Genomic DNA, 15659 nt, shown 5'->3' with positions numbered 1-15659 from the left:
TGGTTTTTCAATACATGGCACGCGCCGCCGCACTGTTGCACAACGGCGCCCAAGCGCCAAAGAGACGCCGTCCCTTGCACATAACAAAGGACAGCGTCTCCCTGGAAAACTCCGTGCTTGGCTGAGATTTTACACGGTTTATAAATGAGTGTTACTTATCCCGCAAACGGTAGCTATACGCGATAAACGGTAGTTCGCTGCGGCAACTGCAACACATTCCGCCCAGCAAGTCCAATCGTGCCTCACGCATGGTTAATGCGCGAGGCGGTAGAAATCCATCGACGCCGCACTCTCGGCATGCAACCCCATCGCCGGAACCGCCGGCGAATAGGTACGGCTCGTAAGTGCCGCCTCGCCGCCATTTGCAAAAATCTCGACCATCGTAGTGTCCGAAAGCACGCGCAGGTCGCGAAGCTCGCTGAGCTCGATCGACCTCTGGTCGCGCCCATAGCCTTCGTCACCCATGTCGAGGGTAAGCATCCCGTCTGCATAGCGCACAAAGACACCCTTGCGGATTTCGAGCTCGACCATCTTGGCGCCCTCACAGGAAACCACAACATCAAACAGGCGGCCCGGCTCCTCAACGGTTTCACCGCCTGTCGCGCGAACGCAGTCGCCGCGCATCCTCTCAATCTCGTGCGCCGGCTGCTGGCAGAGCTTACCATCGCGCATGCTCAGCTCTCGCGGCACCGTCAACGCGCACTGCCACCCGCGCGCCACCGTCGGGTTTTCTGCCGTCGCGTCGGGGCAACCCGACCATCCGATCATCAAACGCCGGCCTGCAGCATCCTCAAAGGACTGCGGAGCATAGAAATCAAAACCGGCATCGACCATCGGGGGCATGCCCTGCCCGACGATTTTAAAGCTCGGCGCCTCCCAATCGGCCTCGATGGAGAACCACACGCACTGATGCGGATTGCGGTAACGCCATCCATCGGCAGGCACACCCTGCGGACAGCAAACGAGAATAAGCTCACCATCGAGCTCGAACAGATCGGGGCACTCCCACATAAAGCCAAACTTCTCGCCCAGCTCAATACGCGTCGCATAGTTCCAGTCCTCTAGATCGCGCGAGGTATAGACAAGCACGCAGCCGCGATCGTCTTTCGTACGAGCGCCCAGAACCATGTAGTAGATACCGTCGTGCTCAAGGATCTTGGGGTCGCGCACGTGCGTACCGATATCGTCGGGGTAATCGACCGGTCCAACAGCTATGCACTTCTCGCCCAATTCGTCGGGATTCTCGGCAACCATATGAATCTGGTTTTGCTCACGACCCGTCAACACGTAGTCGTAATCATCGCGGTCAAAATGCTTGACGTTGCCGGTATAGAAGTAGTGAATCTTGCCATCGCGTACAAAGGCAGAACCAGAATACGCTCCGTTCGAATCCAAATCGGAATCGGGGAACAGCACGGAGCCATGATTCTCGTACGTCACAAAATCCTTTGTCGTCAGATGGTTCCAAAGCACTGGACCGCCATGCGCAGCATCGAACGGATCGTATTGATGATAGATGTGATACGTATCACCAATCTGAACCAAACCGTTGGGGTCGTTGAGCCAGCCAAGCTCAGGCTCCACATGGAACAGGAGCCTATCGGGGTCGGACGCGATGCGACCAGCCGTCTCATCCTGTCCGGCACGCCACTGCTCATAGTCCGCGCGTGTCACCTTATTTTTTTGATTAAACATCGCCATTGACTTTCTCGTCTATAGGGAAGGACGCTCGACTCGCACGAGCCGAGCGCCCTTCCTCAAATGGACTTATCCGCACATTACGCTGAACGGCTCAACTAGAAGCTGACATCGAAGCCAGCACCAGCGCCCTCTTCATCGGTGGTCGGAACGCCCTTTGCCTTGTTGTAGGCAAAGATCAAGACGATCGGCACGATAAAGGCGATGAGATTACCAGCCACATACCACACGAGAGTCTCGGGCGTAACGATGAGCAGGCCAAGCACACCGGTCAGACCCTGACCGATGGCGCGCACCTCAAAGAACTTCACGAAGGCACCGCCGCAGCCTGCACCGATGCATGCGCAGATGAACGGAATGATCGAATAGCGCATGTTTGCAGCGAAGATAGCGGGCTCGGAGATACCGACCAGCGTCGGAATAAAGGACGACATGCAGATGTTGCGCTCTTTGGAGTGCTTCTTGTGAATGAGGTACATGCCGATGGCGCCGCCGCCCTGGGCGATGATGGAGACCGACCAGATGGCCTGGATGTAGTTGAAGCCAGTCGTGGCAACGAGGTTTGCCTCGATACCCTGGATGAACTGATGCGTACCGGTAACGACGAGCGGCTGCAGGAACGCGGCGAAGACAAAGGCACCAAAGACGCCCATCCTGTTGTACAGGACATCGATTACGCCAGCGAGGACGTCGCCGATCAGGTTGCCGAGCGGGCCGAACACGGTGAACAGGGCAACGTTAGCAAGAATCAGGGTAACGGTCGGGACAAAGACAAACGAGACGACCTCGGGGATGTACTTCTGGGCAATCTTTTCGACCTTGGCCATAAACCAGGCAGTCAGGATTGCAGGGAACACGCCGCCCTGGAAAGCAACCATGGGGATGGAGAGCGGACCGAAGTTCCAGTACTCAGCACCCGTCGGGTCCATAACGAACGTGTTACGGTTCATAAGACTCGGGTGAACCATGACGATACCGACGAGGATGCCCAGGATCGGGTTGCCGCCAAAACGCTTGACCGCGCTATACATAACCAGGACAGGCAGGTAGTCAAAGGTGGTGGCGATAATGGCAAAGAAGCTTGCGAGGTTCTTGAGGAACTCGCTGTGATCGGCGAGGCTGCCCTCCATGCCGAAGAGGCCGTTGGCAACGATCAGCGACTTAAGGCCGATGATGATTGCAGCGCCGACGAAGGCGGGAATGATGGGGATAAAGATGTCCGAGAATACCTTGAGGACCGAGAAGAACTTGCCCTTCTTGTCCGCCTCGGCGCCCTTGACCTCGGAAGCGCTGATCTCCTTAACGCCCGTCAGAGCCATAAACTTATCGTAAACCTTGTTGACGGTACCGGTACCGAAGATGATCATGAGCTGGCCGCTGTTGTACAGCACGCCCTTGACGCCATCGATGTTCTCGAGCTCGGCCTTGTTGTATTTGCTCGTATCCTTGAGCACCAGACGCAGACGGGTCACGCAATGCGTGGCGCCCTCGATGTTCTCCAGTCCGCCGACGTTGTCGACGACTTGCTGGGACACTGCCTTGTAGTCCATGTTCCTCTCCATTCCTTTTCTAAATCATAAAACGGTTCGTTGCCGCTACAGAGACGCGATCGTTGCGTTTGCGCACTTGAGCGCACCGTCGGTGACGGTAAGCGCCACACCTTGGCCCTGCTTGTTGCAGAAGCGAGCGTTGAGCGCAACATCATCGACAAAGATGGTCGCGATATCGTCGTCAACGACCAGGCGCACATGATGAGTGCCCTCGCCCTTAAAGAACAACGGACGCTCGAGGCCCATGTTGTTGACCTGGAACCACGGGTACTGGGGAGCCGGCGTGAACTCGAGCTTGCCCTCGCGCAGGTTGGCGCGGAACTCATAGGCAAGACCGGTCTCGGCGTCCTCGGCGAACTTGACCGAGAAGCCGGCAGCGTTACCGCCGAGCTCAATGTCGGTATCGAGCAAGTAGGTGGAGCCGGCGTCTGCAGACAAAACCTGCTCGACCTTGCCCGACTCGCAGGAGAGCTCGAAGGCTTCGACAGCCTTGCCCTCGCCAAAGGCGCCGAGCATGCTGTCGGGAAGCTTGGTGCCGAGCGTTCCGTCGGCACGCTGAACGATCTCGAGGGGCATGAAGGTACCACCCCACAGGTAAGAGCTGGGGTCGTCGCCCTCGTCACGCGTAGGAACCCAACCAAAGAGAACGCGACGCTCGCCATCGAATGCGGTGCGAGCGGCGTAGTACGCGCGGCCGTCGAAGGAGTCGTCAGCGGGGGTAATCCAAGGACCGTTGATGGACTTGGACATGCGGTAACGGGTCTTGTTGCCGTCGCTGTACTCGGAAAAGACGAGGTACCACCAGTCGCCCATCTTAAAGAGATCAGGCATCTCAAACATGGTGTACAGGCCTGGGTTCCACCAGTCGCCCTGGAACTCCCAGTTGGTCAGATCCTTGGAGGTGAACTTGACCAGGCGGCCGGTCATCAGACGCTTGTCCTCGCCCACACGCGTGCCGAGGATGAGCATGTACTCTTCGTTCTCCTCATCCCAAAGCACAAAGGGATCGCGCCAGTTGCGGTCATCGTAACCCTCCTGGGGCGGAAGCAGCGTCTCGGCGATGTTCTTCTCCCACTTGACGGCGTCGTCGCTCGTTGCGTGAAGAAGAACCTGCTTCATCAAACGTGCGCGGACCTTATCGCGATTGCAACCAGTGTAGAGCGCATGGTACTTGTCGCCCACCTTAAACACCGTGCCGGCATAAATGTACTGGTCGACTTCCTCGTCGCCGCCGCGCTCAAGGCTCTCGCCAAAGTCCTTGTAGTTGACGAAATCCTTGGTCGTAGCGAGTGCCCAGCCAAACGGCTCTCCGAAAGGTTCGGGGTTACGCGTGTCACGCTGATGATAGAGATAGAACGTGCCGTCCTCGCCGTACGGCATGATGTCGCCTACCCAAATTCCCTCAGGCTGGTAATACACCTTGTGCATCCGAGACTTCCTTTCCACGACATACTAACTCGGTACAATGGCAAGATATGTCAATCGTTTTCATATGTCAAACGTTTTCATATCAATACGTCTTTTCGCAGTTCCAGTCGTCGGTAAACGGTTGACATATGCCGGCGAACGGTCATCGGAGGCGTTTGAGGAATTCTTTTGGCACAGGATGAACTACGCGGTTTTGCCCTCAATGAGTTCAACGGGGAGCTTGATATTCGATTCGGGATTATCGCCGTTAATAAGAGCGATGATGGATTGCGCCGCGAGCTCTCCGATGCGATCGATATCTTGACGTACGGTTGTTAAGTCAGGCATAAACGTCATAGTTCGGCGGGCACCATCCGCGCCCACGACCTTAATATCGTCTGGAGCGCTCAAGCCGCGCTGCTTCATCACGTTGAGACAGATGGCCGCCATCGTATCGTCTCCCGCAAAGATGCCGTCAATATCGGGGTTCTCATCGAGGATCTTCGCAACGACCGCGCCCTTTTCGTCGTCGGGCTTAACGAACTCAACCTCACGGACAAGCGCGGACAAACCGGCCTGCTCAACAACATCGAGGTAGGCATCGGTACGCTTATTGGCGGGCATGCGCATGCGGCTATTGCTGCGCAGGCACAGGATACGCCTGCAGCCGTCATCAATCAGACGGCGCGTGGCGAGCTCGCCAATGCCATAGCTGTCACTTGCAATCTGGACAGAGCCCTCGCCAAGATCGCAGTCGATGCCAACCAGGCTCAAGCCCATCTCGGCATATGCCTCGGCACCGATATTGAGGGAGTTGACGATGACGCCGTCGACCATATTGCGGCGGAGCATGTCAATATAGGAACGCTCAAGATCGGGTCGATTGGCACTGTTGCACAGCAACATCTTAAAGCCGTTTTCCGCTAACGTGCGCTCGACCGCCTGCACAACCTGAGCATGGAACGGGCTGCTCACAAAGGGAACGATCATGCCGATAAGGTTCAGACGGCCGTTGAGCATGGCACGGGCGATATCGTTGGGCGTATAGTTGATGCGCTCCATCGCGGCATGGACCTTATCGCGGGTCTCTTGGCTAATATAGCCGCGATTATTAAGCACGCGAGATACCGTAGTAGGCGAAACCCCCGCCACCGCTGCAACTTCCTTGATGCCAGGCTTAGCAGAATCCTTAGAACGAGCGCCCTCGCGAGCCATAGCACCCTCCCCCATCAACATGTCATACGTTTACATACGAACAAAGCATACCCCAACAACAGCGGGAAGACGGTAACGGCACAAGTAAGTAGACGACTCATCCAAATAATTAGGAGAGTTCCGCCTAAAGGGTGACTACACAGGACCCCCGCCGGGCCGCTTTGGGTTACTTTCCAAAACATTTCCGCAGGACGCAAAGGGCTCCGCCGCGCGAAGCGCGCAGCGGAGCCCTTTGCATGTCCGAGGACGTTTTGGAAAGTAACCCAAAGCGGCCCGGCGATCCTGCGGGAGTTAAACCCCTTTAGAACTTGTCGTGGAAGGTACGCGAAATGACCTCGTCCTGCTGCTCCTTGGTGAGCGTGTGGAAGTTCACGGCATAGCCGGAAACGCGGATGGTCAGCTGCGGGTACTTCTCGGGGTGAGCCTGAGCATCGAGCAACGTCTCACGGTTGAAGACGTTGATGTTCAGGTGATGGCCACCCTTCTCGGCGTAAGCGTCGAGCATGTGGACCAGGTTATCGGCCTGAGTCTCGGAAACTTCAGAAACCTTCATAATGTGTCTCCTTCGATCGATAGGCGCCGGCCGAAACCGGCGCGCTAATCAGTAATCGTTATTGTTAGTATAGCACTAACAATAGTTACTCGCCCAGCTGATCAAGGTCGATATCGCCAAAGAACACCTGGTCCTCCTTGCCGAGCGCACCCGGGATGATGGAGAAGGTGTTGGAGATGCCGTCCTGAGCATCGCGGAACGGGAGCTTGGAAACCGAAGACAGCGAAGCGATGGCGCCGTGGCTATCGCGCTTGTGCATGGGGTTAGCACCCGGGGCGAACGGCTGGCCGGCCTTGCGGCCGTCGGGCGTGGAACCGGTCTTCTTACCGTACACGACGTTGGAGGTAATGGTCAGAACCGAGGTCGTGGGCACGGAGTTGCGGTAGGTGTCGTTCATGCGGATGTACTCCATGAACTGGTGCACAACGTCGTGAGCGATCTGGTCGACGCGGTCGTCGTCGTTACCGTACTTGGGGAACTCGCCCTCGGTCTCGAAGTCGACGATGATGCCGTTCTCATCACGGACGGGGTGGACCTTGGCGTACTTGATGGCGGACAGGGAGTCAGCCACGACGGAAAGGCCAGCGATGCCCGTAGCGAACCAGCGGTGCACGTGCTTGTCGTGCAGAGCCATCTGGATGCGCTCGTAGCAATACTTGTCGTGCATGTAGTGAATGATGTTCAGCGAGTTGACGTACACGCCAGCGAGCCACTTCATCATGTCGTTGTACTTGGCCACAACGTCGTCGTAATCGAGCGTATCGCCCTCGACGGCGCGATACTTGGGGCCGACCTGCTTCTTGGAGACCTCGTCAACACCGCCGTTGAGTGCGTACAGCAGGCACTTGGCCAGGTTGGCGCGGGCGCCGAAGAACTGCATCTCCTTGCCGATGCGCATGGAGGACACGCAGCAGGCGATGCCGTAGTCGTCGCCATGGTAAACGCGCATGAGGTCGTCGTTCTCGTACTGGATCGAGGAGCTGGCGACAGAAGTCTTGGCGCAGAACTTCTTGAAGTTCTCGGGCAGACGGGTCGACCACAGAACGGTCATGTTGGGCTCGGGGCTGGTGCCCATGTTCTCGAGCGTGTGCAGGTAGCGGTAGCTCATCTTGGTAACGAGCGTACGGCCGTCAACACCCATGCCGCCGATGGACTCGGTGACCCACTGCGGATCACCGGTGAACAGGGCCTGGTACTCGGGGGTACGGGCAAACTTGACCATGCGGAGCTTCATGATGAAGTGATCCACGAACTCCTGGATCTGCTCCTCGGTGAAGGTACCGTTGGCAAGGTCGCGCTCAGCGTAGATGTCGATGAACGTAGAGGTACGGCCGATGGACATAGCGGCGCCATTCTGCTCCTTGACGGCAGCGAGGTAGGCGAAGTACATCCACTGGATGGCCTCCTGCGTGTTGGTAGCAGGGTTGGAAATATCGAAACCATAGGTCTCGGCCATCATCTTGAGCTCGCCGAGGGCGCGGATCTGCTCCTGCAGCTCCTCACGGTCGCGGATGTTGTCGGCGGTCATGACCGTCGGGGTGGAAGCCTTCTGGGCCTCCTTGTCCTTGATCAGGTAGTCAACGCCGTACAGGGCGACACGACGGTAGTCGCCGATGATGCGGCCGCGGCCATAGCCATCGGGCAGACCGGTGATGATGTGAGCCGAACGGCAGGCGCGCATCTCGGGGGTGTAGACATCGAAGACGCCGGCGTTGTGGGTCTTGCGCTCGAAGGTGTAGCGCTCGACAACGTTCTCGTCGACCTTGTAGCCGTGCTGGCTGGCGGCCTGGCAAGCGATGCGGATACCACCGTTGACGTGCAGAGCGCGCTTGAGCGGCTTGTCGGTCTGGAGGCCGACGATGGTCTCCTTCTCGCGGTGGGCGTTATCGATGTAGCCAGCGGGGTGGCTCACGATACCCGTGACGGTCTTGGTGTCCATATCGAGGACACCGCCCTGCTCGCGCTCCTTAAGCAGCAGGTCGAGAACCTCGCCCCACAGCTCCTTGGTACGCTCGGTCGGGCCGGCGAGGAACGACTCGTCGCCCTCGTAGGGGGTGTAGTTCTTCTGGATGAAGTCTCGGACGTCAACCTCTCCCGTCCAGATGCCTTCCTTGAAGCCTTCCCATGCCTCCTGCATTGTGTAACCACGCTCCTAGTTACGTGTAATGCGGCGCTCTCTCACACCGCTGCTTATTGAATTCTTGAATGTTCGGCTTGCACCACCGGCTTCATTCGCCTTCCGTCGCGCGTTAGCGCAGGGAAAAACGTTTATTCACCTTGGTCTTGCAACCCTAAACCCAAGATTTCACCCGTTAGTGAAGGATAACATAGCCACCCCCTTCATCAGGGCTGTTATATGTTCCTTTTTTTGTGTCATTAGAGCGTTTTCAACAAATCCGCAGGAAACGCGCCCGCCATCAGCTACCGTTCACCGAATTATTTGATACTTCCCCTTGCCTTTATACGTCCTTCACTCTAGCTGTTATGCCAGCTTTAGCAGGGTAAAGTACCCACCGATAGATTTTTGGGACCTGCCTAAAAATCTACTTTTTCGCCGCGACGGAGGCGGTGGCATGAAATGCCCACGAAGGTAGATTTCTAGGCATGTCCCAAAAATCTACTGTATGAGGCGTGCATACAGGGGTATCATCTTTCACCGAAAATAGTTTCTAGTGTTAGGGGTTTTCGGTGGAAGATACCGATTTCCATGAGCTTGGACGTCAGCTCTTAACTGAGTTTGGCAGCATGCATCAGCGCATTTCGCGCTTTGTGGACAAAGCCCTCAGTGGTGAGATGGCCGTCATGCGCGCCCTCATGCTCGCCGGCGGTTCGCTCACGCCGAGCGAACTCGCTGATCGCGCCTGGGTTTCGAGCGCCCGCATCGCCAACATCCTACGCGCCCTCGAAACCAAGGGCTGGGTCGAGCGCGAGCACTCAAAGACCGACCGTCGTCGCGTACACGTCACGGTGACCGACAAAGGCCGACAAGATCTCGAAATCAAACGTCGGGAATTCGAGAAACGCACCGCGGCCTTCCTCGAGCAGCTCGGCGAAACAGATACCCAAGAGATGGTGCGCCTCCTAAGGCGTGCCAACGAAATTATCGATCGCAATCAAGAAAGGAGAGATGCCGAGTGAGGATTCTCAAGCTCTTTAAAAAGCATATCCTGGCACTGCTTACAGCTATCGTGCTCATCGTGATCAGCTGCAATGCCGACCTCGCGCTACCTACGTATATGAGCGACATCGTCGACGTGGGCGTGCAGCAAGGCGGCATCGCCTCGCCCGTACCCGACACCATTCGTGCCGAATCGCTCGACGACCTCGAACTCTTTATGAACACCAAGGACGCCAAAGCTGTGGAGGCCGTGTTTAGCAAGGCTGACAAAAACGGCATTCGAACGTACAAGGGCACCGAGGAAGGGCGTGCCGATGGCGGCAAGATTGCCGACATTATGAGCCTGCCCGAGACCGTCGTCCTTTCTCTCAACCAGGGCATCGACGCCAGCTCCATGGGCGATATGATGGGCACGTCCAGCGACCAAGACAGCAGCGCCGCCCAGGCCATGCCCTCCCCCGAGCAGATGGCAGCGATGACGCCCGAGCAGCTCGCCGAGATGCAGCAAAAGGCCGCAGCGGCGCAGAATATGCAAAAGCAGATTGATGCCGACGGCGGCAAGATCACCATGAAGAGCCTGCGTCTAGGCGTTGAAGGCGGCCTAATCGACCAAGGCAAGCTCGTCGAGGGCGCCAACGGTATGGCGGACAAAATGGGCTCCATGTCGGGCTCCATCGTGACCCAACGCGCCGTGAGCTATGTGCAGGACGAGTACAAGGCACAGGGTATCGACCCCGCCGACGTGCAGAACGCCTACCTGGGCCGCATGGCGACCACGATGTTTGGTCTGTGTCTGGTGTCGCTGGTCGCCACCATCCTGACCGGTGCCGTGGCTTCGCGCACCGCCTGCTCCATCGCCCGCGACCTGCGCCGCGAGACCTTCAACAAGGTTATGCACTTCTCGCCGGCCGAGGTGGGCAAGTTTAGCCAGGCCTCGCTCATCACCCGCTGCACCAACGACATTCAGCAGATTCAGATGGCCGCAACCCTGTTTATCCGCATGTGCCTCATGGCGCCCGTCATGGGCATCGTCGCCGTCATGCGCGTCCTGGCCAACCACACCGGCCTGGAGTGGACCATCGCCGTGGCCATCATCGCGGTCTCGGCCGTCGTCGGCGTGCTTATGGGCCTCACCATGCCCAAGTTCAAAAAGATGCAGAGCTTTGTGGACCGCGTGAACCTTACCGCCCGCGAGCTGCTCGACGGCCTTATGCCCATCCGCTCGTTTAACCGCGAGGAGCATGAGCTCGAGCGCTTTGACCAGGCGTCCCTCGACCTGATGACCACGCAGCTCTACACCAACCGCGCCATGAGCTTTATGATGCCGCTCATGATGCTCGTCATGAACTGCATCACCGTGCTTATCGTCTGGTTTGGTGCGCAGGGCGTGTCCGACGGCGTGATGCAGGTCGGCAACATGATGGCGTTTATCTCCTACACCATGCAGATCGTCATGGCGTTTATGATCCTCACCATGGTTTCGGTCATCCTGCCCCGCGCCGAGGTCGCAGCCGAGCGCGTGGAAGAGGTCATCACCTGTCCCACGAGCATCAACGACCCCGTCTCGCCCAAACTGCCCGCGGCCAACGCGCCGCGCGGTGAGCTCGCCTTCCACGACGTGAGCTTCCAGTATCCCGATGCCCACGCCGATGTCATCAGCGGTGTGAACTTCACCACGCACGCCGGCCAGATGCTCGGCATCATCGGCTCCACGGGTTCGGGCAAGTCCACGCTTGTGCAGCTCATCCCGCGCCTGTACGACGTCACCGGCGGCAGCATTTCGCTCGACGGCATCGACGTGCGCGATATGACCCTTTCCGAGCTTCGCCGCCGCATTGGCTATATCCCGCAGCAGGGGCGTCTGTTCTCGGGCACTGTCGAGAGCAACCTCAAATTTGCCGGCGACATGGTGAGCGATGATGACATGCGCCAGGCGGCACGCATCGCACAGGCCGAGGACTTTATCGCCGAGCGCGAGGGCGGCTACGACTCCCCCATCAGCCAGGGCGGCTCCAATGTCTCGGGCGGTCAGCGCCAGCGCCTGGCCATCGCCCGCGCGTTGGCCAAAAAGCCCGAGGTCGTGGTGTTCGATGACTCGTTTAGCGCCCTCGACTACAAGACCGACGCGCGCCTGCGCGAGGAGCTTGCCAAAAACGTTACCGACGCCGCGCTCGTGGTCGTGGCCCAGCGCATCGCGACCATCATGCACGCCGATCAGATCATCGTGCTCGACGACGGCCACGTAGTGGGCACCGGCACGCACGAGGAACTGCTGCACAACTGCCCGGCATACCTGGAGATCGCACAGTCGCAGCTTTCCGCCGAGGAGTTGGGGCTTACCCAAGAAGAGATTGAAGCCGTCATGGAAGGAGGCGAGCGCTAATGGCAGACGAGACCAAGACTCAGATTCCCAAGCCCACCCGCCGGCGCGGTCCCATGGGCCGCATGGGTGGTATGGGCCGCGGCGAAAAGGCCAAGGACTTTAAGGGCACCATGAGGCAGCTGCTCGGCTATATCGGCCAGCACAAGATTGCCGTGTTTGCCGCCGTCGCCTTTGCCGTATGCTCGGTCATCTTTAACATTGTGGGGCCCAAGGTGCTCGGCCAGGTTACGACCAAGCTGTTCGAGGGCCTGGTTGCCAAGGTCAACGGTACCGGCGATGTCGACTTTGCCTGGATCGCCAAGACGCTCGGCTTTTTGCTCTGTCTGTATCTGGCGAGCTCTGCCTGCAGCCTGATCCAAGGCTGGCTCATGACCGGCGTCACGCAAAAGATTTGTTATCGCATGCGCAAGGAGATCGCCGCCAAGATCGCCGTCGTTCCGATGAGTTACTTCAACGGCCACAGCAAGGGCGACGTACTCAGTCGCATCACCAACGACGTCGATACGCTCGGCCAGTCGCTCAACCAGAGCGTGACGCAGCTCATCACGTCTGTCACGCAGATTATCGGCGTGCTCGTCATGATGCTGTCGATCAGTCTGCCGCTCACCGGCGTCACCGTGCTCACGCTGCCGGCAGCCGCGATTATCCTGACCGTGATGATTCACTTCTCGCAGCCGTACTTCCGCGAGCAACAGCAAGTCCTGGGCGCCGTCAACGGCATTATCGAGGAGGACTTTGCCGGCCAGAATGTCATTCAGGTGTTCGACCGCGCCGAGGCCTCAATCGAGGAGTTCGACCGTCAAAACGACCGCCTCTTTATTAGCGGCTGGCGCTCGCAGTTCCTGTCGGGCCTGATGATGCCGCTTATGAGTCTGGTGGGCAACATGGGCTACGTGGGCGTCGTCGTGGTGGGTGCGCAGCTCGCGCTGACCGGCAACGCCACGCCCGGCGACATCCAGAGCTTTATCCAGTACGTGCGCAACTTTACGCAGCCGGTGCAGCAGCTGGGCAACGTGAGCAACACGATGCAGTCGATGGCCGCTGCCACCGAGCGCGTCTTTGAGTTCCTCGCCGCGCCCGAGGAGGAGCAGAAGGCCGACGCCCAGATTCCCGAGAAGCGCCCCGGCCACGTGGAGTTTGACCATGTCAAGTTTGGCTACACGCCCGACAAGACCATCATCCACGACTTTAGCTGCGAGGCGCAGCCCGGCCAAACCATTGCCATCGTCGGCCCCACCGGCGCCGGCAAGACCACGCTCATTAAGCTGCTGCAGCGCTTTTACGACGTGGACGGCGGTTCGCTGCGCGTCGAAGGCGTCGACGTGCGCGACTGGGACCGCGCGGCGCTGCGCGGCGAGTTTGCCATGGTGCTGCAGGACACCTGGCTGTTTAACGGCACCATCCGCGAGAACATCCGCTACGGACGCCCCGATGCGACCGACGCCGAGGTCGAGGCCGCCGCACGCGCCGCACGCTGCGACCACTTTATCCATACGCTCGCCGGCGGCTACGACTTTATGATCAATGAGGAGGGCACCAACCTCTCACAGGGCCAGCGCCAACTCGTGACCATCGCCCGCGCCATTTTGGCCGACCGTCCGGCGCTGATTTTGGACGAGGCGACTTCCAACGTCGATACCCGTACCGAGGAGCTTATTCAGCGCGCCATGGATGCGCTGATGCAGGGCCGCACGAGCTTTGTCATCGCGCATCGCCTGTCCACGATCCGCAACGCCGACGTGATCTTGGTGATTCGCGACGGCGACATCGTCGAGAAGGGCACGCACGACGAGCTGCTCGCCCAAGGCGGCTTCTACGCCGACCTGTACAATTCGCAGTTCGACGAAGCGGCGTAAATTCTGCCGCAGGGAACGAATAACGCCCGAGAACGGGGGCGCAGGATGAACTGCACCCCCGTTTTTTGTTCTGCGGCCCTCGAACCGCCTCCCCTGGGACCTGATTGACGCCCTCTCTCAAGGCCCCGTGGACAAAAAATGGCAAATATGAGTACTGTCACCTTTTTAGTAACAGCCAAAACTGCCCCAAACGACCTCATTGCGGCCTAGATATGCCTTCAAATTGATCAAAATGCCCGGTAGCATGCTTCTGTGTGCCAACGTTAATGAACATATTTACTGTTGTGTCTATTATCTTGTAAGATCGATATGATACTACGCTAGCAACAGTACTCATATTTGCCATTTTTTGACCACAGGGTATGCCGCAGAAGATCCAACTTGCTCCAGCGTGCCGTACGTTGGCCCTCCCCTTCCGGCGAGCGCCGACATTTCCCCAGATAAAACCGACCAAAATAAACCTGTCCCTTTTCGGCAGGTTTCACTTGCACTTTAGCGTGCGACAGCGGATAATGCCGAGCATTCGAGAATTCGCCAATTGTTGCCGTTAATTGATAAAGGAGGCCCCATATGGCCATGGAATTCAAGCGCAGGCTGCCGATCCCCATGGAGATCCGCGAGGAAATGCCGCTTTCCGCCGAGCTTACCGCCAAAAAGCAGGCATTCGACGCCGAGGTCGCCAAGGTCTTTACCGGCGAGGACGCACGCAAGGTGCTCATCATCGGCCCGTGCTCTGCCGACCGCGAGGACTCGGTGCTTGAGTACATGAACCGACTGGCCAAGGTCGCCGAAGAGGTCAAGGACAAGCTCATCATCATTCCGCGTGTCTACACCAACAAGCCGCGCACCAAGGGCACCGGCTACAAGGGGCTGCTGCACAACCCCGACCCCGAGGCGCCCGATGACCTGCTTGAAGGCGTTAAGGCCATCCGCCACATGCACCTGCGCGTCATCGAGGAGACTGGCTTCTTTACCGCCGACGAGATGCTCTACCCGTCCAACTACCAGTACCTCGTCGACCTGCTGAGCTACGTCGCCGTGGGCGCGCGCTCGGTCGAGAACCAGGAGCATCGTCTGGTGTCGAGCGGCATTTCGGTGCCCGTGGGCATGAAAAACCCCACCGCCGGTTCCACCACCGTTATGCTCAACTCCATCTACGCCGCCCAGGCACATCAGAGCTTTATCTTCCGCAACTGGGAGGTCGAGTGCGACGGCAACCCGCTCGCGCACGCCGTTATGCGTGGCTACATCGGTCTCGACGGTCGTACCTACCCCAATTACCACTACGAGCACCTGGAGCGCCTGGCCGAGCGCTACACCGAGCATGCCGGTTACGCCAACCCGGCGGCGGTCATCGACTGCAACCACGACAACTCGGGCAAGCGCCCGCTGGAGCAGTACCGCATTTGCAAGGAGGTGCTCGACAGCTGCCGCCGCAACGAGTCCATCTCCAAGCTGGTCAAGGGCTTTATGATCGAGTCTTACCTTGAGGACGGCAACCAGCCGGTCGATGGCGGTGTCTTTGGTAAGTCGATCACCGACCCGTGTCTGGGCTGGGAAAAGACCGACTACCTCATCCACGAGATCGCAGAGCGGGTTTAGTTACGCGGGCCGCATTTGGACAATCTGACGTTCAACTTCAAGGGCGCGACCAGAAGGTCAGCGCCCTTTCGTTTCACGTCACCTTGTCTCAAATGCGGCCCGCTCGCTGTCCGTCCTCTACCTGCGGCGTTGTCTTACTCCGGATGCGGCAGTTAGGGACGTTCCTTTTAATATGAGCAGGACATTGTCAAGAGGCAAAATCGGGCCTGGCCCCAACGATATGGGGTCAGGCCCTCTCTGAACTGCATCCCATTTCTTGGACTTTGAAATTAAGGTT

General features: G+C 58.4%; 10 protein-coding genes. 4 read left to right on the top strand and 6 right to left on the bottom strand.

Annotated features, from left to right (window positions below; translation table 11 throughout):
- Window positions 1–252: 252 nt before the first annotated feature.
- From DW136_RS06580 to pflB, 6 genes are all read right to left on the bottom strand, one after another.
- Entirely contained in the window at window positions 253–1701 is a 1449-nt protein-coding gene (locus tag DW136_RS06580; protein WP_117583517.1) for a glycoside hydrolase family 32 protein, read from the bottom strand.
- A 95-nt stretch (window positions 1702–1796) separates the two neighbouring features.
- Window positions 1797–3248, bottom strand: a complete 1452-nt coding sequence (locus DW136_RS06575; RefSeq protein WP_117583518.1) for a PTS transporter subunit EIIC — start codon at window positions 3246–3248, stop codon at window positions 1797–1799.
- A gap of 45 nt (window positions 3249–3293) precedes the next feature.
- Window positions 3294–4676, bottom strand: a complete 1383-nt coding sequence (locus DW136_RS06570) for a family 43 glycosylhydrolase (RefSeq protein ID WP_117583519.1) — start codon at window positions 4674–4676, stop codon at window positions 3294–3296.
- Window positions 4677–4859: 183 nt separating this feature from the next.
- Window positions 4860–5870 carry a LacI family DNA-binding transcriptional regulator gene (locus tag DW136_RS06565; RefSeq protein WP_022094949.1) on the bottom strand — a complete coding sequence of 337 codons (1011 nt, stop codon included), beginning with the start codon at window positions 5868–5870 and terminating at the stop codon, window positions 4860–4862.
- A gap of 301 nt (window positions 5871–6171) precedes the next feature.
- Window positions 6172–6423, bottom strand: coding sequence for an autonomous glycyl radical cofactor GrcA3 (gene grcA3, locus DW136_RS06560; protein WP_117583521.1), 252 nt, complete (start codon window positions 6421–6423; stop codon window positions 6172–6174).
- An 85-nt stretch (window positions 6424–6508) separates the two neighbouring features.
- Complete coding sequence (gene pflB, locus DW136_RS06555; protein WP_117629918.1) at window positions 6509–8560, bottom strand: formate C-acetyltransferase; 2052 nt, start codon at window positions 8558–8560, stop codon at window positions 6509–6511.
- Between the two features lie 551 nt (window positions 8561–9111).
- On the opposite strand from pflB, the gene DW136_RS06550 reads away from it, so the two are divergent.
- The 4 genes from DW136_RS06550 to DW136_RS06535 all read left to right on the top strand — a co-directional run bounded on the left by DW136_RS06550 (window position 9112) and on the right by DW136_RS06535 (window position 15382).
- Window positions 9112–9561: a MarR family winged helix-turn-helix transcriptional regulator gene (locus DW136_RS06550; RefSeq protein WP_117629917.1), complete on the top strand. Its 450-nt coding sequence runs from the start codon at window positions 9112–9114 to the stop codon at window positions 9559–9561.
- On the top strand, window positions 9558–11924 hold the full coding sequence (locus tag DW136_RS06545; RefSeq protein WP_118289313.1) for an ABC transporter ATP-binding protein: 2367 nt from the start codon (window positions 9558–9560) through the stop codon (window positions 11922–11924). Before DW136_RS06550 ends, DW136_RS06545 begins: the two co-directional genes overlap by 4 nt.
- Window positions 11924–13780 (top strand): ABC transporter ATP-binding protein, encoded by a 1857-nt coding sequence (locus tag DW136_RS06540; protein WP_118289312.1) that lies wholly within the window; start codon window positions 11924–11926, stop codon window positions 13778–13780. Before DW136_RS06545 ends, DW136_RS06540 begins: the two co-directional genes overlap by 1 nt.
- A gap of 570 nt (window positions 13781–14350) precedes the next feature.
- Window positions 14351–15382: a 3-deoxy-7-phosphoheptulonate synthase gene (locus tag DW136_RS06535; protein WP_118289311.1), complete on the top strand. Its 1032-nt coding sequence runs from the start codon at window positions 14351–14353 to the stop codon at window positions 15380–15382.
- Window positions 15383–15659: the final 277 nt, after the last annotated feature.

Origin of the sequence: Collinsella sp. AM12-1, from assembly GCF_003472325.1 — a bacterium.
Lineage (GTDB): Bacteria > Actinomycetota > Coriobacteriia > Coriobacteriales > Coriobacteriaceae > Collinsella.
Note: the sequence above shows the minus strand (reverse complement) of the source record. Positions and strands in the feature narration are given on the sequence as shown.

Bases quoted from the DNA above. Each gene is read 5' to 3' on its own strand.
- DW136_RS06575 (WP_117583518.1), bottom strand. From the start codon at position 3,248: ATGGACTACAAGGCAGTGTCCCAGCAAGTCGTCGACAACGTCGGCGGA.
- DW136_RS06580 (WP_117583517.1), bottom strand. From the start codon at position 1,701: ATGGCGATGTTTAATCAAAAAAATAAGGTGACACGCGCGGACTATGAG.
- DW136_RS06540 (WP_118289312.1), top strand. From the start codon at position 11,924: ATGGCAGACGAGACCAAGACTCAGATTCCCAAGCCCACCCGCCGGCGC.
- grcA3 (WP_117583521.1), bottom strand. From the start codon at position 6,423: ATGAAGGTTTCTGAAGTTTCCGAGACTCAGGCCGATAACCTGGTCCAC.
- pflB (WP_117629918.1), bottom strand. From the start codon at position 8,560: ATGCAGGAGGCATGGGAAGGCTTCAAGGAAGGCATCTGGACGGGAGAG.
- DW136_RS06565 (WP_022094949.1), bottom strand. From the start codon at position 5,870: ATGGCTCGCGAGGGCGCTCGTTCTAAGGATTCTGCTAAGCCTGGCATC.
- DW136_RS06570 (WP_117583519.1), bottom strand. From the start codon at position 4,676: ATGCACAAGGTGTATTACCAGCCTGAGGGAATTTGGGTAGGCGACATC.
- DW136_RS06535 (WP_118289311.1), top strand. From the start codon at position 14,351: ATGGCCATGGAATTCAAGCGCAGGCTGCCGATCCCCATGGAGATCCGC.